This window comes from Arsenicicoccus cauae (genome assembly GCF_043162025.1).
In the GTDB taxonomy this organism is placed as follows: Bacteria; Actinomycetota; Actinomycetes; order Actinomycetales; family Dermatophilaceae; genus Arsenicicoccus; species Arsenicicoccus cauae.
This window is the reverse complement of the sequence record NZ_CP171001.1, coordinates 1753574-1774900: the sequence shown is the minus strand read 5'-3', so window position 1 is coordinate 1774900 and position 21327 is coordinate 1753574. Positions and strand designations below refer to the sequence as shown.

The following is a 21327-nucleotide window of genomic DNA, read 5'->3' as shown; positions in this document are numbered from 1 at the left end:
GTGCGCGCCGGTGGGTGGCCCCGGTGCTGACCATTGTGCGGCGGCCGGTCCTGCGGCAGGGAGATGCCGTATGACGTTCGCCCCGCGCACCAGGCGTGGCGGGGCCTGGCGGGGTGCTGCGGGGGCACGGCGGGGCAGGCGCCGCGGCTCCGGTGCGCGGCAACGCGTTCCGCGCGTCGCCGCGCACGTACGGTGACAGCATGCCCACCCAGAACGCCCTCGAGGCCACGTCCTCGGGGAACCCCACGCTGCGCCGTGCCGTCACGACGACCGGCCTGTTCCTGTTCATCCTCGGCGACGTGCTGGGGGCGGGCGTCTACGTCCTCGCCGGCAAGATCGCCGGCACCGCGGGAGGCGCCGTCTGGGTGCCGCTGGTGGTGGCCCTGCTGCTGGCGCTGCTCACCGCGGCGTCCTACGCCGAGCTCGCCACGAAGTACCCGCGCGCGGGCGGCTCGTCGCACTACGCCACGCGCGCGTTCGGGCCGTTCGTCGGCTTCCTGGTCGGTTTCTGCATGCTCGCGGCCGGCATCGTCTCGGTCGGTGCGCTGGCGCTGGGCTTCGCGGGCGACTACCTGGCGGCCTTCGTGACGCTGCCGACGGTGGGCGTCGTGGTCGTCTTCCTTGCCCTGCTGGCGGCGCTGAACGCGCGTGGCATCTCCGAGTCAATGGGCGCCAACGCCGTCGCCACGATCATCGAGGTCGGCGGCCTCGTGCTCATCGTGATCCTCGGGATCGTCGTCATCGCGCGCGGCGACGGCGACCTCAGCCGGCTGACCCAGCTCGGCACCGCGGAGCACTCTCCGATCAGCGCCGTGCTGGCGGGCAGCGTGCTGGCGTTCTACGCCTACGCCGGCTTCGAGACCAGCGCGAACGTCGCCGAGGAGACCAAGGACCCCGCCCGGTCCTACCCGCGGGCGTTGTTCGGGGCCCTCGTGGTCGCAGGGCTGGTTTATGCCGGCGTCGGCATCGCCGCCAGCGCGATCGTGCCCACCGACCAGCTGGCGTCCTCGAGCGCTCCCCTGCTGGAGATCGTGAAGGCGGCGGGCGGCATACCCCCGGTGCTGTTCTCGGTCATCGCGCTGGTCGCCGTCGCCAACGGTGCCCTGCTCACCGGCATCATGTCCTCGCGCCTCGCCTATGGCATGGCGCGCGACGGCCTGCTGCCCTCGGCGCTCCAGCGGGTGCTGCCGCAGCGCCGCACCCCGTGGGTCGCGATCCTGGCCACCACGGCGCTGTCGCTGCTGCTCGCGCTGACGGGCACGATCGAGGTGCTGGCCAGCACGATGGTCCTGCTGCTGCTCGTGGTCTTCTCCGCCGTGAACCTCGCGGTGCTCGTGCTGCGCCGCGACGAGGTCTCGCAGCGTCACTTCCGCGCGCCGGTGGTCCTGCCCGTGCTCGGACTGCTCTCGTGCCTGCTGCTGGCGACGCGGGTGGATGCGGAGACCTGGCGCTACGGCCTGCCGTTCCTCGCGGTGGGTGCACTGCTGGCCGGGATCGCCGCCTGGCGCCGCCGCACCCCCGCCTGAACCGCGACAGCACGTCCGCACGCCCGCACGTCGACAGAGTGGTCGCAGATCCGACATCAGCAGGCCCCAGATGTCGGATCGGTGACCACTCTGGGCGCGCCGGGACCGGGCGGGCGTCATACGGGCTGATCCAGGTCGGTCAGGCTCACCGACCCGCGGACCCGCCGGGGGTAAAGGCATCAGCCTGGGGAACGAGGGCCGGTCGATGCATCTGCCGCCGTCGGGTGAACTCGCAATACTTTGCGTGACGGATGGTGACTGTGCGTCATACAGTCCCCGCATGACCGACTTCTCCCCCTCGCGTCGGGCCGTGCTCGCCGGCGCCGGCGCGGCGGCCACGGCCCTCGCCCTCCCGCTCGGCAGCCCCTCCGCGCAGGCCGCGGCGGTCCGCAACGTCCGCCTCTGGCGCTGCCTCGGCTCCGCCCTCAGCGGCGGCTACCACACGGGCACACGGTACGCCGCCGGCACGATCGTCATGGGCGTCCCGCAGGGACGGCTCACCTACACCGACCCCTACGGCCCCCGCACCACCCGGACCTACGACCACGGCACCTGGACCACCGGGTGGTACACGCCGGAGTTCGCGATGACGCAGGTCATCCCGTCGTGGCGGGCGATCACCCCCGGCGGCACGTGGATCTCCGTGTGGGTCCAGGCGACCACGACGAGCGGCGCCACCACGCAGTGGTTCTCGCTCGGCCGCTGGTCCGACATCCAGCCCGGCTCGCCCTACCGCATGACCGTGAACGGGCAGGCCGACGCCTACGCGAGCGTCGCGACGGACACGCTCCGCGCCAAGGCCGGCTACGCGTTCCGGAGCTGGCGGCTCCGCATCACCCTCAACCGCCCCGCGGGCACCACCGCCACCCCCACCGTCACGGCGGCCAACGTCATGTCCTCGGCCGTGCCGACCGGATCGACGGTGAACGTCCCGGTGAGCCCGGTCGGCGGCGCGCGCGGCGTCGTCCTCGCGGTGCCGACCTACAGCCAGATGGTGCACGCCGGGCACTACCCCAGCCTCAACGGTGGCGGCGAGGCCTGGTGCTCCGGCACGTCGACCGCGATGGTCCTCGACTACTGGAAGGCCGGTCCCGGCAGCACCGAGGTGGCCTGGGTGAGCCCCAAGCCGCACACCAACCCACAGGTCGACCACGCCGTCGCCAAGGCCTTCGACTACGGCTACAACGGGTCGGGCAACTGGGCCTTCAACACCGCGTATGCCGGAACCCGGGGCCTGGACGCGTTCGTCACGAGGTTGCGGTCCCTCGACGAGGCCGAGCGGTTCATCGCGGCCGGCATCCCGCTGGTGATCTCGACGTCGTTCACGAGCTCGCAGCTCACCGGCGCCGGTTTCGGCACCAACGGGCACCTCATGGTCATCGTCGGCTTCGACGGCGCGGGCAACGTGGTGGTCAACGACCCCGCCTCCGGGATGCGCGCCTCCAACGCCTACGTCCGCAGGACCTACAACCGGGCCCAGCTCGAGAACGCCTGGGCCCGCTCCGGCGGCACGACCTATGTCATGCGGCCGACGTGGAAGGCCCTGCCGGCAGCGCCGGCCCAGCGCAACTGGTGACCGCGGCGGGGGCAGGTCGAGCGACCACAGCCCCCGCTGACGCACCGGAGGCGGCCCAGCGGACGAAGCCCGGCTGATGTCCCTATCGGGGGCCGGACCATCAGCCTGGGGGACGAAGCCCGGCTGACGTCCCTACCGGGGGCCGGACCATCAGCCTGGGGGACGAAGCCCGGCTGACGCCCCTACCGGGGGCCGGACCATCAGCCTGGCGGACGAAGCCCGGCTGACGCCCCTACCGCCCGCACCAACGTCCAGGGGCTGCACGCCCGGGCGGTCGGTGCTGACTTCGTGCACGTCGAGCTGGAGCGGTCCGTCCGAGCGGACCCCGCGCTGCGCTCGCGCGCGGCGCAGGCCATCGCCACAGGGCTCGGCTGACACCTGCTGACCCGCCCGGCCCCTGCCCCTCCCCCACGTCGAGAGGCGACAGATCGGGGTTGTCCGCACCGGATGACCCCGATCTGTCGCCTCTCGAGGCAGCGCAGGCTGACGCCCGCGACGTCCGATCAGATCGCGTCGATGATCGCGTTGAGCGTGGCGCTCGGCCGCATCGCCGCTGACGCCTTGGCGTCGTCGACCTTGTAGTAGCCGCCCAGGTCGACCGGGTTGCCCTGCACCCCGATCAGCTCGGCGTTGATCTGCTCCTCCTTGGCCGCCAGCTCCTCGGCCACGGACGTGAACCGCTCCTTGAGCTCGGCGTCCTGGTCCTGCGCGGCGAGGGCCTGGGCCCAGTACAGCGCGAGGTAGTAGTGGCTGCCGCGGTTGTCGATCTGGCCGACCTTGCGGGCCGGGGACTTGTTCTCGTCGAGGAAACGCCCGATCGCCACGTCGAGGGCGTCCGCCAGCACCTGGGCCTTGGCGTTGTCGTAGGTCGAGGCGAGGTGCTCGAGCGAGGCGCCCAGCGCGGAGAACTCGCCGAGCGAGTCCCAGCGCAGGTAGTCCTCCTTGACGAACTGCTGCACGTGCTTGGGCGCCGAGCCGCCCGCGCCGGTCTCGAAGAGCCCGCCGCCCGAGAGCAACGGCACGATCGACAGCATCTTGGCGGAGGTGCCCAGCTCGAGGATCGGGAACAGGTCGGTGAGGTAGTCGCGCAGCACGTTGCCGGTGACGGAGATCGCGTCCTCGCCCGCCCGGATCCGCTCCAGGCAGTAGGTGATCGCCTCGACCGGCGCCAGCACCTGGATCTCCAGGCCGTCGGTGTCGTGGTCCTGGAGGTAGCGCTCGACCTTGGCGATGACGTTGCGGTCGTGGGCGCGGCCCTGGTCGAGGTAGAACACGGCCGGGGCGCCGGTGGCACGGGCGCGGGTCACTGCCAGCTTGACCCAGTCCTGGACCGGGATGTCACGCACCCGCGCCTGGCGCCAGATGTCCCCCGCCTCGACCTGATGCTCCATGAGGGTGGTGCCCTCGGCGTCGGTGACCACGACGGTGCCGTCGCTCGGGATGACGAAGGTCGTGGGGTGGGAGCCGTACTCCTCGGCCTTCTGCGCCATGAGCCCGACGTTGGGAACCGTGCCGATGGTGGCGGGGTCCAGGGCGCCGTTGCGCTTGCAGTCCTCGATGACCGCTTGGTACATCGGGCCGTAGGAGCGGTCCGGGATCATCGCGAGGGTCGGCTGCAGCTCGCCCCGGGCGTTCCACATCTGGCCGGAGTCGCGGATGACGACGGGCATCGACGCGTCGACGATGATGTCGCTCGGGACGTGCAGGTTGGTGATGCCGCGGTCCGAGTCGACCATCGCCAGGGCCGGGCGCTCGGCATACAGCCGGTCGATCGCCGAGGTGATGGCGTCCTGCGTGTCCTGGGGCAGGCCCGAGATCTTGGTGTAGAGGTCGCCGATGCCCTGGTTGGGGTTGAAGCCGACCTGCTCGAGGTCCGACGCGAACTCCTCGAGCACCGGGGCGTAGAACGCGCGCACGGCGTGGCCGAACAGGACCGGGTCGGAGACCTTCATCATCGTGGCCTTGAGGTGCAGCGACAGCAGCAGGTCCTCGGCCTTGGCGGCGGCGATCTGCTCGTCGTAGAAGGAGCGCAGCGCCGCGGCGCTCAGGAAGGTGCCGTCCACGATCTCGCCCGCGAGCACGTCGACGCCGTCCTTGAGGACCGTCTCGGAGCCGTCCTCGCCGCGCAGGGTGATCGTCAGGCTCGAGTCGTGGTCCATGACCACCGACTTCTCGTTGCCGTAGAAGTCGCCGCCCGCCATGTCGACGACGCGGGCCTTGGCGTCCTGGTCCCAGGCGCCGAGCCGGTGCGGGTGCTTCTGGGCGAAGCTCTTGACCGACTGGGGGGCGCGGCGGTCCGAGTTCCCCTCGCGCAGCACGGGGTTGACCGCCGAGCCGAGGACCTTGGCGTAGCGCGCCTGGACGTCCTTGTCCTCCTCGGTCGTGGCGCTCTCGGGGTAGTCCGGGATGTCGTAGCCCTTGTCCTGCAGCTCCTTGATCGCGGCCTTGAGCTGCGGCACGGAGGCGGAGATGTTGGGGAGCTTGATGATGTTGGCCTCGGGCGACTGGGCCAGCGCACCCAGGTCGGCCAGCTTGTCCGGCACCCGCTGCTCGTCGGTGAGCCGCTCGGGGAACTGCGCGAGGATGCGGCCCGCGAGGGAGATGTCCGCCGTCTCGACCTCCACGCCACCGGCACCGGTGAAGGCCTGCACGATCGGCAGGAGGGAGTAGGTCGCGAGAGCCGGCGCCTCGTCGATCTTCGTCCACACAATCTTCTGTGACGTCATGAGAGTCTCCAAAGTCGTCGCTGCGGTGCGTGCCGTCGGCACGGCTCACGCCCACGATATCTCAACGTCGAGATATCGGCCCAGGACGACCTGGTGCGGCCCGGCGGGCGGTGCCCTCACCCTATCCAGCCGGTATGACGAACCGCCTGCGGGGCCGCTGTCACGCGGAGGTCTGAGACGTCGCGCGGACGCCTGCGCCGCGGCGGGTCAGCAGCTGCCCCGGGGACGCGCACGACGTCGGGCGCGGCGTGACGCACGGCCCGCTGCAGCAGCTGGGTGCTCCACGCACCGAAGGGCGAGGAGTAGGAGACGTCGGGGTAGCACCCGCCCTCGTCCTTGCCACCGATGCCGCCCTATATCGGGCAGTTCCATACGCTCAGTGACGATGCGGCCGCTTCACCGCCGGGAGAGAACTGGACGAATCGCCCGGCAGTTCACCCGAACACCGCACGCTCACCGAGTCGGCGTGCCACCATGAGACCGCGACGACGCGCGTCCCGCGGGGATCGGCCCAGCGGCCGACCATGCCGAGGTGCCACCATGGGCAGTTCGTTCGTGCGCCCGGGACGCCCCCCTCACCACCTTCATCACCACAGGAGCACCACCGTGTCCCAGCCCAAGCTCGCCTCCCGCCTCGGCGCCGAGTTCCTCGGCACCTTCTGGCTCGTCTTCGGCGGTTGCGGCTCCGCGATCTTCGCGGCCCACGTCATGCACAAGTCCGACCCGGTCAACATGGGCATCGCCTTCGCCGGTGTGGCCCTGGCCTTCGGCCTCACCGTCCTCACCATGGCGTATGCCGTGGGCCACGTCTCCGGCGGCCACTTCAACCCGGCCGTCACGCTCGGCCTGACCGCCGCCCGCCGGTTCGACGTCAAGGACGTCCTGCCCTACATCGTCACCCAGTGCCTTGCGGCCTGCGCCGCCGGCGGCGTGCTCTACCTCATCGCCTCCGGCAAGGACGGCTTCGACGCATCCAAGGGCTTCGCCGCCAACGGCTACGGCACCGGCTCCCCCGCCGGCTACTCGATGCTCGCCGTCCTCGTGTGCGAGGTCGTCTGCACCATGTTCTTCCTCTACATCATCCTTGGCGCCACCGATGACCGCGCCCCCGTCGGCTTCGCCCCGATCGCCATCGGCCTCGGGCTGACCCTGATCCACCTCATCTCCATCCCGGTGTCCAACACCTCGGTCAACCCGGCCCGCTCGCTCGGCGTCGCGTTCTACCAGGACGGGGCGCTCGGCCAGCTGTGGCTGTTCTGGGTCGCCCCGATCATCGGTGCGGTCGTCGCCGGCCTGACCTACACCGCCATCACCGGCAACGACCGCTCCGGCATCAACCTGCAGGGCGAGCTGGAGGTCGACTCCCGCGGCACCGGCCGCGAGGACGGCGCCACCCGCGCCTGACCTCCACCCGGGACACACCCGGCAGGTATGACGCAGCGCCCGCCGCTGACGGTGACCCCGTCGGCGGCGGGCGCCCCGCATACGGCCCGCGTCGCTCCTGTCTGCTGCGTCACGCCCGGCGCACCAGGAGGTGAGGGTGTCCGAGGTGGCTGATAGGTTCGAGAGGTACCCATCGGACCACCCGCGTGAAGGACGAACTCGTGAGCGCTACTCCCGTCAAGGTCGCCGTGACCGGCGCTGCCGGCCAGATCGGCTACAGCCTCCTCTTCCGCATCGCCAGCGGTGAGCTGCTCGGCAAGGACACCCCCGTCGAGCTGCGCCTGCTGGAGATCACCCCCGCGCTCAAGGCGCTCGAGGGCGTCGTCATGGAGCTCGACGACTGCGCCTTCCCGACCCTGGCCGGCGTCGTCATCGGCGACGACCCCGAGGAGATCTTCGCCGACGTCGACGGCGCGATGCTCGTCGGCGCCATGCCGCGCAAGGAGGGCATGGACCGCGCCGACCTGCTCGCCGCCAACGGCAAGATCTTCACCGGTCAGGGCGCCGCCCTCAACAAGGTCGCCCCCAAGGCCAAGGTCCTCGTGACCGGCAACCCGGCCAACACCAACGCCCTCATCGCGATGCGCAACGCCCCCGACATGGCCCCCGAGCAGTTCAACGCGCTGACCCGCCTGGACCACAACCGCGCCAAGTCGATGCTGGCCAAGAAGCTCGGCGTCAGCGTCGCCGAGATCAAGGACCTGGCGATCTGGGGCAACCACGACGACTCGATGTACCCCGACCTGTTCAACACCAAGGTCAACGGCAAGGCCGCCACCGAGCTGGTCGACCAGACGTGGATCACCGAGGAGTACATCCCGACGGTCGCCACCCGCGGTGGCGCCATCATCAAGGCGCGCGGTGCGTCCTCGGCCGCCTCGGCTGCCAACGCGACGATCGACCACATGCGCGACTGGATGCTGGGCACCGACGAGGTCGTCTCCATGTCGGTCCCGTCCGACGGCTCCTACGGCGTGCCCGAGGGGATCATCTCGTCCTTCCCGTGCCGGGTGCGCGGCGGCAAGTGGGAGATCGTCCAGGGGCTGAAGCTGGGCGACTTCTCTCGCGAGCGGATCATGGCCTCCGCCGCCCGCCTCGAGAGCGAGCGCGACCAGGTCCAGCAGCTCGGCCTCATCTGACCTACCGGGGGTAGGGGCATCGACCGGGCCTCGTTCGCCAGGCTGATGATCCCGCCGGGGGTAAGGGCATCGACCGGCCCTCGTTCGCCAGGCTGATGATCCCGCCGGGGGTAAGGGCATCGACCGGGCCTCGTTCGCCAGGCTGATGTACCTACCAGGGGTAGGTTTTCCCCAGGTTGGCGTGTCACGGCCCGCGTCGTCCACAGGTGACGACGCGGGCCTTCTCGCGCGCCGAGGTGACCGTCAGGCTCGGGGGCATGGAACTCTCGCACCCCCTCCCCCCGGATCCCATCTTCTGCACCGCTGCGGCCTATGCACTCGGCTGGTGCCGTCGCACCTTGGCCGAGGCGAAGGCGGCCGGACTGTGCCACAGCGTGCTGCGCGGGTGGTATGCCCACGGACCCCTCCCCGACGCACCGGCAGCGCAGCACCTGGAGACGGTGGCCGCAACCCATCTCGCGTACGAGGGGCGCCTCGTCACCTCGGGCGTGTCCGCGTGCCTCTTCCACGACCTGCCGGTGGACGACCGTGACCTCGACCGCGTCCTGGTCACCCGACGCACCTTGGATGACGGCATCCCTCCGTGCGCGCACGGTACCTCGTCCACCCGGGTCCTGATCCGTGCCAGCTGCCAGCCGGATGACGTCATCCCCGGCGTGCCCGTGCTCAGACCGGCCGCGGCGGTGGTCGAGTACGCCCTGCAGTCCGGGTTGCCGGCGGGGGTCGCCGCGGGAGACGCAGCGTTGCGGTCTGGGGTGGCCAAGACCGCGGACATCACGGCGGCCATCGGGCGTCGGGCCGGCCGGACCGGCATACGACGTGTGTCGATGCTCCCAGGGCTGCTCGACCCGCTCGCTGAGAACGGCGGTGAGAGCAAGGCCCGGCTGGCACTGGTTCAGGTCGGTTTCGACGTGGAGTCCCAGGTGTGGGTCGAGACGCCGACCGGGTGGTACCGGGCCGACTGGCGGGTGCGCGGCACCGCCACGCTGATCGAGCTGGACGGCGTGGGGAAGTATCTCGACGAGCACGATCAGCTCGTGACGGCTCGCGTCCGCCGGGACCGCACAAGGGACCGGGCCCTGGAGGCGACCGGCCACGGGGTCGTGCATCTGACGATGGACGACATCAACGCCAGGGATACGCTGCGCCCCCTTGTGGTGCAGCACGCGGGTGATGCCTTGCGGAGGCCCACGCCGGCGCCGCTGTTCGGTCGGACACGACCGAATGGGCAGGAGTGGAGCGCCGCCGGTTGAACGAAGCCCGGTCGATGCCCCCACCCCCGGCGGGATCATCAGCCTGGCGAACGAAGCCCGGCTGATGCCCCTACCCCCGGTAGGTCAGCGGGTGGGGTCCCAGTTGACCGAGTTGGCGCCCACGGCGACCACCGTGGCCAGAGCGAGATACATCAGCACGTCCAGGCCCCGGGACCGTGTGACGAGCCCGCCGGCCGCGGCGTCCGACACCATCAGGCGCAGCACCCCCGCCACGGCGAGCGCCGCCGCGAGCAGGTTGCCCCCCAACCGTGGCGACACCACCGCCACCACGGCCAGCGCCAGGACGCAGCCGAGGCCCAGCACCCACCACAGCGCGAGGCGCCCCGGCCCGACAGACGTCACGCGGACGCAGCTCGCTCGGCCGACTCGACGACGTTGCGGAGCAGCAGCGCGCGGGTCATCGGGCCGACGCCGCCGGGGTTGGGCGTCATCCAGCCCGCGACCTCCATCACGGCGGGGTGGATGTCACCGGCGACCCGTGACTTCCCGTCCTCGCCGGCGACGCGGGACACCCCGACGTCAAAGACCGCGGCCCCGGGCTTGACCATGTCGGGCGTGAGGATGTTGTGCACCCCCGCAGCCGCGACCACGACGTCGGCGCGGCGGGTGTGGGCCGCCAGGTCACGAGTCCCGGTGTGGCACGACGTGACCGTGGCGTTCTCGGAGCGACGGGTGAGGATCAGGCCGAGCGGCCTTCCCACCGTGATGCCGCGGCCGATGATGACGACCTCGGCGCCCTTGAGCGGGATGTCATAGCGGCGGCACAGCTCGACCACGCCCATCGGGGTGCAGGGCAGCGGGGCGGGGATGCCGAGCACGAGGTTGCCGAGGTTGACGGGGTTGAGGCCGTCCACATCCTTGGCGGGGTCGACGCGCGCCAGAATCGCGCTGTCGTCGAGGCCGGTGGGCTGCTGCACGAGGAAGCCCGTGCAGGCGGGGTCGGCGTTGAGCTCGTCGATCACGGCCTCCACCTCGGCCTGGGTGGCGCTCGCGGGCAGGTGGCGCTGGATCGAGGCGACGCCGATCTCGGCACAGTCCTTGTGCTTGGCGTTGACGTACCACGTGCTGGCGGGGTCGTCGCCCACCAGCACCGTGCCGAGACCGGGAGTGATGCCGCGCTCGGCCAACGCGCGGACGCGCTCGGCGAGCTCGGTCTTGATCGTCGCGAGGGTGGCCTTGCCATCGAGGATCGTCGCAGTCACGTCGCTCATCTTGCCACCCGGGTCGTCCGTTGCGCCGCCACCCCCGCCCCGACGGCGGCCGCGAGCGTGATGGCCACCCCCGCGAGCAGCTGGGGGCCGACGTGGGAGCGGGCGGCGGGGTCCAGCAGGTCGACCAGCACCGCCGACCCGAGCTGACCGGTGAGCGTCATGAGGGTGGCCACGAGCACCCCCAGGTGGTGCACGACGACGGCGCCGATGGCGACATACACGATCCCGATCAGTCCCCCGACGTAGGCCCACCACGGCAGGTCCCAGGTGGCCGGTGCCCGCAGACCACCGCGCGCCAGGAGCAGGCCGGCCCACCCGAGCAGCAGCCCGAGCCCCCAGGTGAAGTTGATGGTCGAGGTGACCACGACGTCGCCGCTGACGCGGTTGACGCGCCCGTTGAGCGCCTGCTGGAGGGCGATCGCAGCACCGGCGAGCACGGTGAGGGCGACAGGCAGCAGAGGTATGCCGTCCGCCCCACCGCTCCCGGACCGGGCCGAGGCGGCCACCCCGACCCCCACGAAGGTCGTCAGGCCGGCCAGGACCCGGCCGCGGGTCACCGGCACGTGGCCCGCGGGGCCGATGCCGAGCCGGTCGACGAGCAGGGCATTGCTCGTCTGGCCGCCGACGATGGCGATGGTGAACAGGGCGACGCCGAGGACGGGCACGGCCGTCGTCTGCACGGCGACGAAGAAGCCGCCGCTGAGGCCACCGAGGGTCTGCCACCAGGGCAGGCGGCCGGTCCCGACGGCGTGGGCAACCTCTCTCAGCGCCCGACGCGGCCCGGGGAGCAGCAGCACCGCGGCCAGCAGCACCACCCACCCGGAGCCGAAGCTCCACAACGACGCATCCACAGGGCTGGCGAAGGCGTGGGCCAGCGTCCCGTTCGCCCGGGACTGCAGCGACGACAGCCCACCGGCCAGGAGCGCGGCCGCCGCCGACAGGGCGACGACGGTCCGCGGGTCAGTGGGCAAAGTGCCGGGTGCCGGTGAAGTAGAGCGACACCCCGGCCTGTCGGCAGGCCTCGATCGTCTCCGCGTCGCGCATCGAACCGCCCGGCGCCACGATGGCGCGGACGCCGGCATCGATCAGGATCTGCGGCCCGTCGGCAAAGGGGAAGAAGGCGTCCGACGCCGCGACCGCACCGCGCGCCCGCTCCTCCCCCGCCCGCTCGACCGCGAGGCGGCAGGAGTCGACGCGGTTGACCTGCCCCATGCCGATGCCGACGGAGGCCCCGTCGCGCGCCAGCAGAATGGCGTTGGACTTGGTGGCGCGCACTGCCTTCCACGCGAAGTCGAGGTCCACGAGGGTCCGGTCGTCGACGGACTCCCCGGCGACGAGGGTCCAGTGCAGCGGTGCATCCCCGTGCCCGGCGGTCTCCTTGTCGTCCTCGCTCGGCTCGATCACGGCGTCGATCCGGTCGGCCTCCTGGACGAGCAGGCCCCCGGAGATCGGGCGCAGCTCGAGGGCGGAGGCGCCCGAGCGGACGTCGGCAGGCAGGCGCAGCAGTCGGATGTTCTTCTTGGCGGTGAGGATCTCCAGTGCGCCGGGCTCGAAGTCGGGCGCCGCCACGACCTCGGTGAAGATGTCCTTGACCGCCTCGGCCATCGCGACGGTGACCGGGCGGTTGGTGGCGATCACGCCGCCGAAGGCCGACAGGGGGTCGCACTCGTGGGCGCGCCGGTGCACGTCGGCGATCTCCTCCCCGGGCGAGCCCGCCGCGATCCCGCAGGGGTTGGCGTGCTTGATGATCGCCACGGTCGGCCGGTCGCCGTGGTCGTGCGCGGCCCGCACGGCGGCGTCCGTGTCGACGTAGTTGTTGTAGGACATCTCCTTGCCGTGCAGCTGCTCGGCGCAGGCCACGCCAGGCCCGTCCCCGCGGTAGAGGGCGGCGCGCTGGTGGGGGTTCTCGCCATACCGCAGGTCGGAGACCTTGGACCAGGTCGCGCCCGCGAACTCGGGGAAGGTCTGGGCGTCGCCGACGTAGGACGAGACCAGCCACGACGCGACGGCCACGTCGTAGGCCGCGGTGTGGGCAAAAGCTCTGGCGGCCAAGGACTTCCGCTGCTCAAGGGTGAATCCGCCGGCATCGACCGCAGACAGGGCCGACGCGTAGTCGTCCGGCGAGGTGATGACGGCCACGCTGGGGTGGTTCTTGGCGGCGGCGCGCACCATGGACGGCCCGCCGATGTCGATCTGCTCGATGCACTCGTCGGGGCTCGCGCCCGACGAGACGGTCGCGGTGAAGGGGTAGAGGTTGACGACGACCAGCTCGAAGGGCGCGACCTCGAGCTCCTCGAGCTGGCGCAGGTGGTCGGGCTTGCGGGTGTCGGCGAGGATCCCGGCGTGGACGCGCGGGTGCAGCGTCTTGACGCGCCCCTCGAGGCACTCGGGGAACCCGGTGAGCTCCTCGACGCGGGTCACCGGCAGGCCGAGGCCGTCGATGAGGGCGGCGGAGCCGCCGGTCGAGACGAGCTCGACGCCGGCGTCGTGCAGGCCGCGGACGAGGGCCTCCAGGCCGGTCTTGTCGTAGACGGAGACGAGCGCGCGGCGGATCGGCCGACGCCCCTCCCCGGTCTCGGAAGCAGCGGTGGGGTCGGTAGCAGTCATCAGGTCACTCCTGCGGCGGTGCGGCTGGATCGGTGCGGGCACCCAGGCGGGCGATGCCCACGAACGTCACTCCCCGGTGGTGGTCCACCCGCGCCAGTCGTGTGCCTCCAACCCTACCGGGGGTAAGGGCATCAGCCGGCCTTCGTCCCCCAGGTCGATGATCCCGCCGGGGGTAGGGGCATCAGCCGGCCTTCGCCCCCCAGGTCGCGGATCCCGCCGGGGGTAGGGGCATCAGCCGGCCTTCGCCCCCCAGGTCGCTGATCCCGCCGGGGGTAGGGGCATCAGCCGGCCTTCGCCCCCCAGGTCGATGATCCCGCCGGGGGCGCGTCTTTGAGCCGTATGCCGCAGCGCCCGCCGTCTCAGCCGCCGAGACGCACGCGGCGGCCGTCGATGCGGTGGCCGTGGCGCGCCATACGGCCGACCACGTCGACGAGCATCTCCCGCTCCTGGACCTTGATCCGCTCGTGGAGGGACTCCTCGGTGTCGTCGTCCTCGACCACGACCGCCCGCTGCGCGATGATCGGCCCGGTGTCGACACCGGCATCGACGACGTGGCAGGTCGTCCCGGTCACCGCCACCCCATGGGCGAGCGCGTCTCGCACGCCGTGCGCCCCCGGGAAGCTGGGCAGCAGCGCGGGGTGGGTGTTGATCACGGTGGGCCCGGCGAGGGCGCGCGGTCCAAGGATCCGCATGAAGCCTGCGCTGACCACGAATCGCGGCTCGTGACGGGCGATCTCGGCGGCCAAGGCCTCGTCCCAGGCAGCCCGGTCACGGTGGTCGCGGGGCCGCACGACAAAGGTCGGGATGCCCGACCGCTCGGCGCGCTCCTGGCCCGCGGTCCCGTCGCGGTCCACCCCCACCGCGGAGATCCGCACGCCGTAGCCAGGGTCCACGCTCGCGTCGATCAGCGCCTGGAGGAGGGTGCCCGAGCCGGACACGAGCACGACGATCGGCACGGGACGGGGCGAGTCGCTCACAGCCAGCACCCTAGTGGCATGGGGGATGATGGGACGCGTGCCTGCCGACCGAGCTCCCCGCCCCCGCCCGTCCGACGACGAGCAGCGTCCGGCCGGAGACGGGCGGCGACCCACACCGCCCGGCGCGACCGACGGCATGCGGGCGGCGCTCGGGATCGTGGTGACCGTGCCCCTGCTGTCGCTGCAGCATCCCTGGTCGCTGGTAGCGGTCGCGACGAGCCTGGCGGCGATGTGGTTCGCGGGGCGGGCCGTGGCGCAGCAGGTGCGGGCGAAGCGGTACGGCTGGGCGTCGTGGCAGCTCGTGGGGGTGACGCTGGGAGGCTACCTGCTCTTCACGGCTGGGGTGCAGTCGGTCTATCCGACGCAGATGTCCACGTGGTCGACGTGCACCGCTGGAGCCAACACGAGGACGGCCCAGGCGCAGTGCGATGCCCGCCTCGACGAGACGGTCCCGGCCTGGCTGTCCAGCACCCTCGGTTTGTGAGGGCCCGGCACCAGCCTGGCGAACGAAGCCCGGTCGATGCCCCTACCCCCGGCGGGATCATCAGCCTGGGAAACGAAGCCCGGCCGATGCCCCTACCCCCGGCCGGATCATCAGCCTGGGGGACGAAGCCCGGCTGATGCCCCTACCCCCGGCGGGATCATCAGCCTGGGGGACGAAGGCCGGCTGATGCACTTACCCCCGGCCGGATCATCAGCCTGGGGGACGAAGGCCGGTCGATGCCCCTGCCCCCGGTAGGTCAGCGGTGGTAGCGGCGCCAGGTCAGCAGCATCGCCAGGAGCGCCCCCACCGCCAGCTCGCCGGCCAGCGCCAGCGTCGCCCACCACGCGTGCGGACCCACCGACACCAGGGCCCGAGACCCCAACGAGCCGCTGGACAGCAGCATCACCACCAGCGATCCCAGCACCATCACCAGCCAGGCGGTGGCCGCGGCCAGGGCCTTGGCTCCCAGCGTGGACAGCGTCGCCAGCCGCCCGATGGCCCGGTGCGCCACGACGGCGCCCACGACCATGGGCAGCAGCCCCGCGAGACGCGCCCACCAGGGCAACGCGCCGTTGTCCGGCAGGGAGCCGAGCGCCGGCACCATCGGGAGCAGGCCCGACTGCGCCTGCGACCACGTGTAGGCCGATCCCAGCCCCAGCGAGAACCCCGGCCCCGCCAGCCAGGACAGCCCCCAGGCCGCCGCGTCCGGCAGCCAGCCCAGCTGGACGACGGCGAGCAGGACATTGCCCAGGGCTCCGGCGTCCAGCGACGAGGTCAGGTCGCGGACCCGCCCGAGGTGCGTCACGAGCCCCAGCACCACCGGCACCAGACCGGCGAGCAGCAGCAGCCCCACGCCACGCAAGCCCTCCCCGAGGGCGCGGCGCACGGGCCCCGGCACGAGTCCGACCACCTGGTCGTGCCAGCCCGGCGCGGCGGTCGGCCGGGCCCACGCGTGCCGCAGCCCGATCACGACGCCGAGCAGCGGCACGACGACGACACCCAGCGCCGTCGACGGCCACGACGGCCGGACCGGCAGGCTGGAGGCGTGCAGGGCCACGAGCAGCCCGAGGACGGCATACGACCCCACGAACACCCCCGTCAGGCGAGCCACCCCCGAACGCATCCCGCCCAGCCAGCCGAGCCGAGGCGAACGGTCGTCCTCGACGGGCCCGGAGAGCGTGCGGGCGGCGACCGCAGCGGACGCGACGGCGAGCCCCGTGAGCAGCAGCGGCGTCAGGGACAGCACGACCCCGGCCTGACGCACCGAGGCACCGTGGCCCGCCACCCAGGCCAGCGACCCCACCGCCACCGCCGCGTCCCACCCCGCGGTGGCGCCCGCGGACCCCGCCCACGCGACGACCGAGAGGAGCACGAGCGGCAGCCAGCTCGTCACGACGGCGACGACGGCGGCGCGCACGGCCCGGGTGGCGGGGACGGCGGCGGGGCGGAGGCGGGGCGAGTCAGTCATGGGTGCCCTCATCGTCCCTCACCAGGGCCGGGTGGTCCGACCCGGCTCGCCGGTCCGGCCCCACCCTGGTCCCGGGCCGAGCGGGCAGATCCTGCCGTATGCCGAGAGCCGGCCACCCCGAGGGTGACCGGCTCTCGCCGCGACCGGTAACGGTCAGAGGGACTTCATGATCTCGCGCATGAGCTCGGCGGTCTCCGACGGCGTCTTGCCGACCTTGACCCCGGCAGCCTCGAGGGCCTCCTTCTTGGCGGCGGCGGTGCCGGCACCGCCGGACACGATGGCGCCGGCGTGGCCCATCGTCTTGCCCTCGGGAGCGGTGAAGCCCGCGACATAGCCCACGACGGGCTTGGTGACGTTGTCCCGGATGAACGCCGCCGCGCGCTCCTCGGCGTCGCCGCCGATCTCGCCGATCATGACGATCGCCTTGGTCTCCGGGTCCTTCTCGAAGGCCTCGAGGCAGTCGATGTGGGTGGTGCCGATGACCGGGTCGCCACCGATGCCGACGGCCGTAGTGAAGCCGAAGTCCCGCAGCTCGTACATCATCTGGTAGGTGAGGGTGCCCGACTTGGACACGAGGCCGATCTGGCCGGCCCCCGCGATGTCCGCCGGGATGATGCCGGCGTTGGACTGCCCGGGGCTGATGATGCCGGGGCAGTTGGGGCCGATGATGCGCGTCGTGCCCTTGTCCTTGGCGTAGTTGAAGAACTCGGCCGAATCCTTGACCGCGATGCCCTCGGTGATGACCACCAGCAGCGGCATGCCCGCGTCGACGGCCTCGACGACGGCGGACTTGGTGAAGGCCGGCGGCACGAAGACGACCGAGACGTTGGCGCCGGTCGCGTCCATCGCCTCCTTGACGGAGCCGAAGACGGGGACCTGCTTGCCCTCCGGGAAGTCGACCGTCTGGCCGGCCTTCTTGGGGTTGACGCCACCGACGATGTCGGTGCCCGAGGCGAGCATGCGCGTGGTGTGCTTCATGCCCTCGGAGCCGGTCATGCCCTGGACGATGACCTTGGAGTCGGCGTTGAGGAAGATAGCCATTGGTTGTGTAGTCCTGTCTCTCTCGCTCGAACGCTTACTTGGCGGCCAGCTCGGCGGCCTTGCGGGCGGCGCCGTCCATGGTCTCCTCGACGGTGACCAGCGGGTGGTTGAACTCCTCGAGGATCCGGCGACCCTCGACGACGTTGTTGCCGTCCAGCCGGACGACCAGCGGCTTGGTGGCCTGGTCGCCCAGGGTCTTGAGCGCGCCGACGATGCCGTTAGCGACCGCGTCGCACGCGGTGATGCCGCCGAAGACGTTGACGAAGACGGCCTTGACCTGCTCGTCGCCGAGGATGACGTCCAGGCCGTTGGCCATGACCTCGGCGGACGCGCCGCCACCGATGTCGAGGAAGTTGGCGGGCTTGCTCGCCCCGCCGGTGTGGTCCTGGCCGGCGTAGGCGACGACGTCCAGGGTGCTCATCACGAGCCCGGCGCCGTTGCCGATGATGCCGACGTTGCCGTCGAGCTTGACGTAGTTGAGGTGCATCGCCTTGGCCTTGGCCTCCAGCGGGTCCTCGGTCCGCTCGTCGACCAGCGCCTTGTGGTCGGGCTGGCGGAAGGACGCGTTGTCGTCGAGGGTGACCTTGCCGTCGAGAGCGACGACCTCACCGTCCTCGGTCTTGACGAGGGGGTTGACCTCGACCAGCGTCGCGTCCTCCTCGCGGTACACGTCCCACAGCTTCTGCAGGACGGGGGCGATCGAGGCGCCCGTCTGCGCGTCGAAGCCGGCGGCGTCGACGATCTCCTTGGCCTTGGCCTCGTCGATGCCCACCTGCGGGTCGACGGCGATGCGGGCCAGGGCCTCGGGGCGCTCGACGGCGAGCTGCTCGATCTCCATCCCGCCCTCCTTGCTGCACATCGCGAGGTAGGTGCGGTTGGCGCGGTCCAGGAGCAGCGAGAAGTAGTACTCCTCGGCGATCTTGGCGCCCTGGGCGATCATGACGGTGTAGACGGTGTGGCCCTTGATGTCCATGCCGAGGATCTGCTGGGCGTGCTGCTCGGCCTCGTCGGCCGACCTGGCGACCTTGACGCCACCGGCCTTGCCGCGACCTCCGGTCTTGACCTGGGCCTTGACGACGGTGACCCCGCCGCTCCTGGCCCCGATCTCCTCTGCGGCGGCCCGAGCCTGCTCGGGGGTCTCGGCGGTCTTGCCCGCCAGGACCGGCACGCCGTGCTTCTCGAACATGTCGCGTGCCTGGTACTCGAAAAGATCCACGCTCATCCGTCCTTGGGTTAGGTGGTCAAGTGTCCTCGCGAGGATAACGCGGTTCGGACGACCCGGCCCACGCCAGCCATCCCCCTGCGACCGATGCCACACCCGACCACGGTCGAGGCCGTATGCCGGGAGGGGTCTCGGCATACGGCCTCGGTGTCACGCGGGGTGACGGTGACTCAGGGGGTCACTGCACGGCGATGTCGTCGAAGACGAAGCTCGTCTGGGCCGAGGAGTCCTCGGTGGCGGTGAGCTTGAGGGTGACCGTCTGCCCGGCGTAGCCGGCCAGGTCGACGGCCTTCTGGACGTAGCCGCTGGTCTTGGTCAGGTTGCTGTAGGACGCGACCGTGGTGCCGTTGACAGTGACGGTGGCCTTGTCGTAGGCGGTGGCGGTGGAGGTCTCGGCGGTGTCCACGGCGACCCAGAAGGTGAGCTTGCCGTTGTTGGGCACGGTGACGCTCTGCTGCTCGTACTCGGTGGCGGTGGTGCCGTTGCCGCCGAGCCAGAGCTTCCAGCTGCCGGAGTGGGCGGCGCGGCCGGCGTTGGCGGTGATGGGGCCGCTGGTGCCGGTCCAGCCGGTCTGGCCGGACTCGAAGCCGCCGTTGACGACCGCGTTGCTGCCCGGGGTGGGCGTCGGGGTCGTCGGGGTCGGCGTGGGTGTTGGGCTCGTGCTGGAGCACTTGGCCGCGCCCGCGGGCACGCTGATGGCGCTGAAGGCCTTCTCCACCGACGCGCAGGCCTGGCTGGAGGCGCCATACAGCTCGATCGCGGACTGGATGGCACCCTCACGGGCCGCCGTATAGCGCGACGAGGACGTCAGCTTGGTGGACAGCGTGCGGTACCAGATCTTTTCGATCTTGTCGTGGCCGGCGCCGGTGACCGTCGAGCTGTTGCAGGTCGGGCTGCTGTAGGTGCGGCCGTTGATGGTCTTGCTGCCCGAGCCCTCAGAGGCCAGGTAGTACCAGTGGTTGAGCGGGCCCGACGTGAAGTGGGGGTTGCCGGCTCCCTGGTCGTCCCAGCCGTTCATGTCCGGGGTCCAGCAGTCGTAGCTGCGGCCGTCCTTGGAGGGCTTGTCCATGTAGCGCAGCGGCGTCCCGTTGCCGTTGAGGTCGATCTCCTCGCCCATGTAGTAGTCCGGGACGTCCGTGGAGAGATTCGCGTACCACTCCACCCCGGCCCCGAGGATGTCGGAGGTGGCCTCGTTGAGACCGCCCGCGTCGCCGTAGTAGACGAGTCCGGCGGTGTTCTGCGTGACGCCGTGCGACATCTCGTGGCCCGCGACGTCCAGCTCGGTCAGCGGGTGGGCGTTGCCCGCCCCGTCGCCGTAGGTCATCTGGGTGCCGTCCCAGAAGGCGTTCTCGTAGTTGGTGTCGTAGTGCACGCGCGAGCGGGCGCCGCGGCCGTCGTTCCAGATCCCGTTGCGGCCCATGACGGTCTTGTAGTAGTCGAAGGTCTTGTCCGCGCCGAACTGGGCGTCGACGCCGGCGCTCTGACGGTTGCTGTTCGAGCCCGTGCCCCAGCGGTCGTCGGCGTCGGTCATGGTGGCGCCGCTGGACGTCGTGTTGTTGGCGTCCGTCGTGTAGTTGCCTGTCGAGGGGTTGCGCAGCGAGTAGGTGCCGCCGGAGTAGGTCGTGCTCAGCGGCACGCTGCCGACGTAGATGCCGGTGCCCGAGCCCTGGTGGACCTCGTCGAAGGACCGCAGGGCGACGCCGGAGTCCGCGTCGACGAGGGTGCGGACGCGCGAGGGGGTGCGGTCCTTCTGCAGGCCCGTGGTGCGGACCTGGTAGGCCAGGCGCTGGGTCCCGTCCTGGGCGATGTAGATCACCAGGTCGTTGCCGGCGACGGCCGCACCGTCCAAGCCCTTGCGCGCCTTGTGCGCCTTGGCGGCGGCGAGGCCCTTGGCCTGGCCCTGCGCCTTGGAGACGCTCGGGGCGAGGTCGACCGTGATGGCGCCGGTGAAGGTGCCGTCGTGACCCGTGACCCTGCCGGACGCGTCGCGGTGGATGACCAGGTCGCCTCCGACGACCGGCACCTTCTTGTAGGTCCGGTCCACGCGGACGTGCGAGCTGCCGTCGGCGTCCGTGATGACGTCCTTGACGACGAAAGCGTCGTCGGAGGACAGGCCGAGGGCCTTGACGAAGGCGTCGGACTGCGCCTGCGCGGCCTTGACCAGACCGGCGTGGGCGTCGGCGGCCACGAAGGCCGTGGCCTTCTCGGCGCCGCCGTGGTCAGCGGCCTGGGCGCCCGTGACGACCAGGGGCGTGGCAGCCGTGGCGCACGCGAGGGCGAACGCAGCACCGATGGTGATTCGCTTCATGAGATGGCTCCTGCGGGTACGCGGCGACGCCGAGCAGAGCGCCGCCGGAGGGGACCGGCCGTGGGGGACGCGAGCCGTCCTGATGGACCCGCCGACCGGTGCAGGGAATCTCACACACCGCTCGTTCGGGTGTAAACAACCGTGCGTCAAGTTCCGCCGAAAGGGTGGCCATTTACCCCATTTGTGGGGAATATCGCGGGAAAGTGTGACATGGCGTTACATGCAGCCAGGTGTCTTACAGACAAGTGTCAGCATTTAGGTCCGGGGTACGCGCCGGCCTGACGGGCGCCGTCCGGGCACGAGGAAGGGGCACCCTGCCGGTGCG

At 71.4% G+C, this 21327-nt stretch carries 16 protein-coding genes; 6 read left to right on the top strand and 10 right to left on the bottom strand.

Features of this window, described 5'->3' with window-relative positions; translation table 11 throughout:
* Positions 1 to 200 precede the first annotated feature (200 nt).
* Together ACF3NS_RS08300 and ACF3NS_RS08295 are read left to right on the top strand one after the other, a co-directional pair.
* Positions 201 to 1526 (top strand): APC family permease, encoded by a 1326-nt coding sequence (locus tag ACF3NS_RS08300; protein ID WP_392465465.1) that lies wholly within the window; start codon positions 201 to 203, stop codon positions 1524 to 1526.
* 280 nt (positions 1527 to 1806) lie between these two features.
* Positions 1807 to 3102 (top strand): C39 family peptidase, encoded by a 1296-nt coding sequence (locus ACF3NS_RS08295; RefSeq protein WP_392465464.1) that lies wholly within the window; start codon positions 1807 to 1809, stop codon positions 3100 to 3102.
* A gap of 503 nt (positions 3103 to 3605) precedes the next feature.
* Here the strand turns inward: ACF3NS_RS08295 and ACF3NS_RS08290 are convergent.
* Positions 3606 to 5828 (bottom strand): NADP-dependent isocitrate dehydrogenase, encoded by a 2223-nt coding sequence (locus tag ACF3NS_RS08290; protein WP_392465461.1) that lies wholly within the window; start codon positions 5826 to 5828, stop codon positions 3606 to 3608.
* A gap of 606 nt (positions 5829 to 6434) precedes the next feature.
* Between ACF3NS_RS08290 and aqpZ the strand changes: the two genes are divergently transcribed.
* From aqpZ to ACF3NS_RS08275, 3 genes are all read left to right on the top strand, one after another.
* Positions 6435 to 7232 carry an aquaporin Z gene (aqpZ, locus tag ACF3NS_RS08285; RefSeq protein ID WP_288799948.1) on the top strand — a complete coding sequence of 266 codons (798 nt, stop codon included), beginning with the start codon at positions 6435 to 6437 and terminating at the stop codon, positions 7230 to 7232.
* A gap of 200 nt (positions 7233 to 7432) precedes the next feature.
* Positions 7433 to 8410: a malate dehydrogenase gene (locus tag ACF3NS_RS08280; RefSeq protein WP_392465459.1), complete on the top strand. Its 978-nt coding sequence runs from the start codon at positions 7433 to 7435 to the stop codon at positions 8408 to 8410.
* 257 nt (positions 8411 to 8667) lie between these two features.
* Positions 8668 to 9663, top strand: coding sequence for a hypothetical protein (locus ACF3NS_RS08275; RefSeq protein WP_392465457.1), 996 nt, complete (start codon positions 8668 to 8670; stop codon positions 9661 to 9663).
* An 84-nt stretch (positions 9664 to 9747) separates the two neighbouring features.
* Here ACF3NS_RS08275 and ACF3NS_RS08270 read toward each other — a convergent pair whose 3' ends face one another.
* From ACF3NS_RS08270 to purN, 5 genes are all read right to left on the bottom strand, one after another.
* Positions 9748 to 10026 (bottom strand): DUF3017 domain-containing protein, encoded by a 279-nt coding sequence (locus ACF3NS_RS08270; RefSeq protein WP_154593195.1) that lies wholly within the window; start codon positions 10024 to 10026, stop codon positions 9748 to 9750.
* Positions 10023 to 10886 carry a bifunctional methylenetetrahydrofolate dehydrogenase/methenyltetrahydrofolate cyclohydrolase gene (locus ACF3NS_RS08265; protein WP_311966516.1) on the bottom strand — a complete coding sequence of 288 codons (864 nt, stop codon included), beginning with the start codon at positions 10884 to 10886 and terminating at the stop codon, positions 10023 to 10025. The genes ACF3NS_RS08270 and ACF3NS_RS08265 overlap by 4 nt, the downstream gene beginning before the upstream one ends.
* 5 nt (positions 10887 to 10891) lie before the next feature.
* Complete coding sequence (locus ACF3NS_RS08260) at positions 10892 to 11866, bottom strand: DMT family transporter (RefSeq protein WP_392465454.1); 975 nt, start codon at positions 11864 to 11866, stop codon at positions 10892 to 10894.
* A complete protein-coding gene (purH, locus tag ACF3NS_RS08255) occupies positions 11856 to 13502 on the bottom strand; it encodes a bifunctional phosphoribosylaminoimidazolecarboxamide formyltransferase/IMP cyclohydrolase (RefSeq protein WP_392465452.1) in 1647 nt (548 codons plus the stop codon). Before purH ends, ACF3NS_RS08260 begins: the two co-directional genes overlap by 11 nt.
* A gap of 359 nt (positions 13503 to 13861) precedes the next feature.
* On the bottom strand, positions 13862 to 14479 hold the full coding sequence (gene purN, locus ACF3NS_RS08250) for a phosphoribosylglycinamide formyltransferase (RefSeq protein WP_392465451.1): 618 nt from the start codon (positions 14477 to 14479) through the stop codon (positions 13862 to 13864).
* 37 nt (positions 14480 to 14516) lie between these two features.
* On the opposite strand from purN, the gene ACF3NS_RS08245 reads away from it, so the two are divergent.
* A complete protein-coding gene (locus ACF3NS_RS08245; RefSeq protein ID WP_392465449.1) occupies positions 14517 to 14963 on the top strand; it encodes a hypothetical protein in 447 nt (148 codons plus the stop codon).
* Positions 14964 to 15219: 256 nt separating this feature from the next.
* On the opposite strand, the gene ACF3NS_RS08240 is transcribed toward ACF3NS_RS08245, so the two are convergent.
* The 4 genes from ACF3NS_RS08240 to ACF3NS_RS08225 all read right to left on the bottom strand — a co-directional run bounded on the left by ACF3NS_RS08240 (position 15220) and on the right by ACF3NS_RS08225 (position 21002).
* Complete coding sequence (locus tag ACF3NS_RS08240) at positions 15220 to 16431, bottom strand: DUF6350 family protein (protein ID WP_154593201.1); 1212 nt, start codon at positions 16429 to 16431, stop codon at positions 15220 to 15222.
* Between the two features lie 153 nt (positions 16432 to 16584).
* A complete protein-coding gene (gene sucD / locus ACF3NS_RS08235; protein ID WP_154593202.1) occupies positions 16585 to 17472 on the bottom strand; it encodes a succinate--CoA ligase subunit alpha in 888 nt (295 codons plus the stop codon).
* A gap of 34 nt (positions 17473 to 17506) precedes the next feature.
* Positions 17507 to 18688, bottom strand: coding sequence for an ADP-forming succinate--CoA ligase subunit beta (sucC, locus tag ACF3NS_RS08230; RefSeq protein WP_392465447.1), 1182 nt, complete (start codon positions 18686 to 18688; stop codon positions 17507 to 17509).
* A 184-nt stretch (positions 18689 to 18872) separates the two neighbouring features.
* Positions 18873 to 21002 (bottom strand): M4 family metallopeptidase, encoded by a 2130-nt coding sequence (locus ACF3NS_RS08225; protein ID WP_392465445.1) that lies wholly within the window; start codon positions 21000 to 21002, stop codon positions 18873 to 18875.
* Between the last annotated feature and the right edge of the window lie 325 nt (positions 21003 to 21327).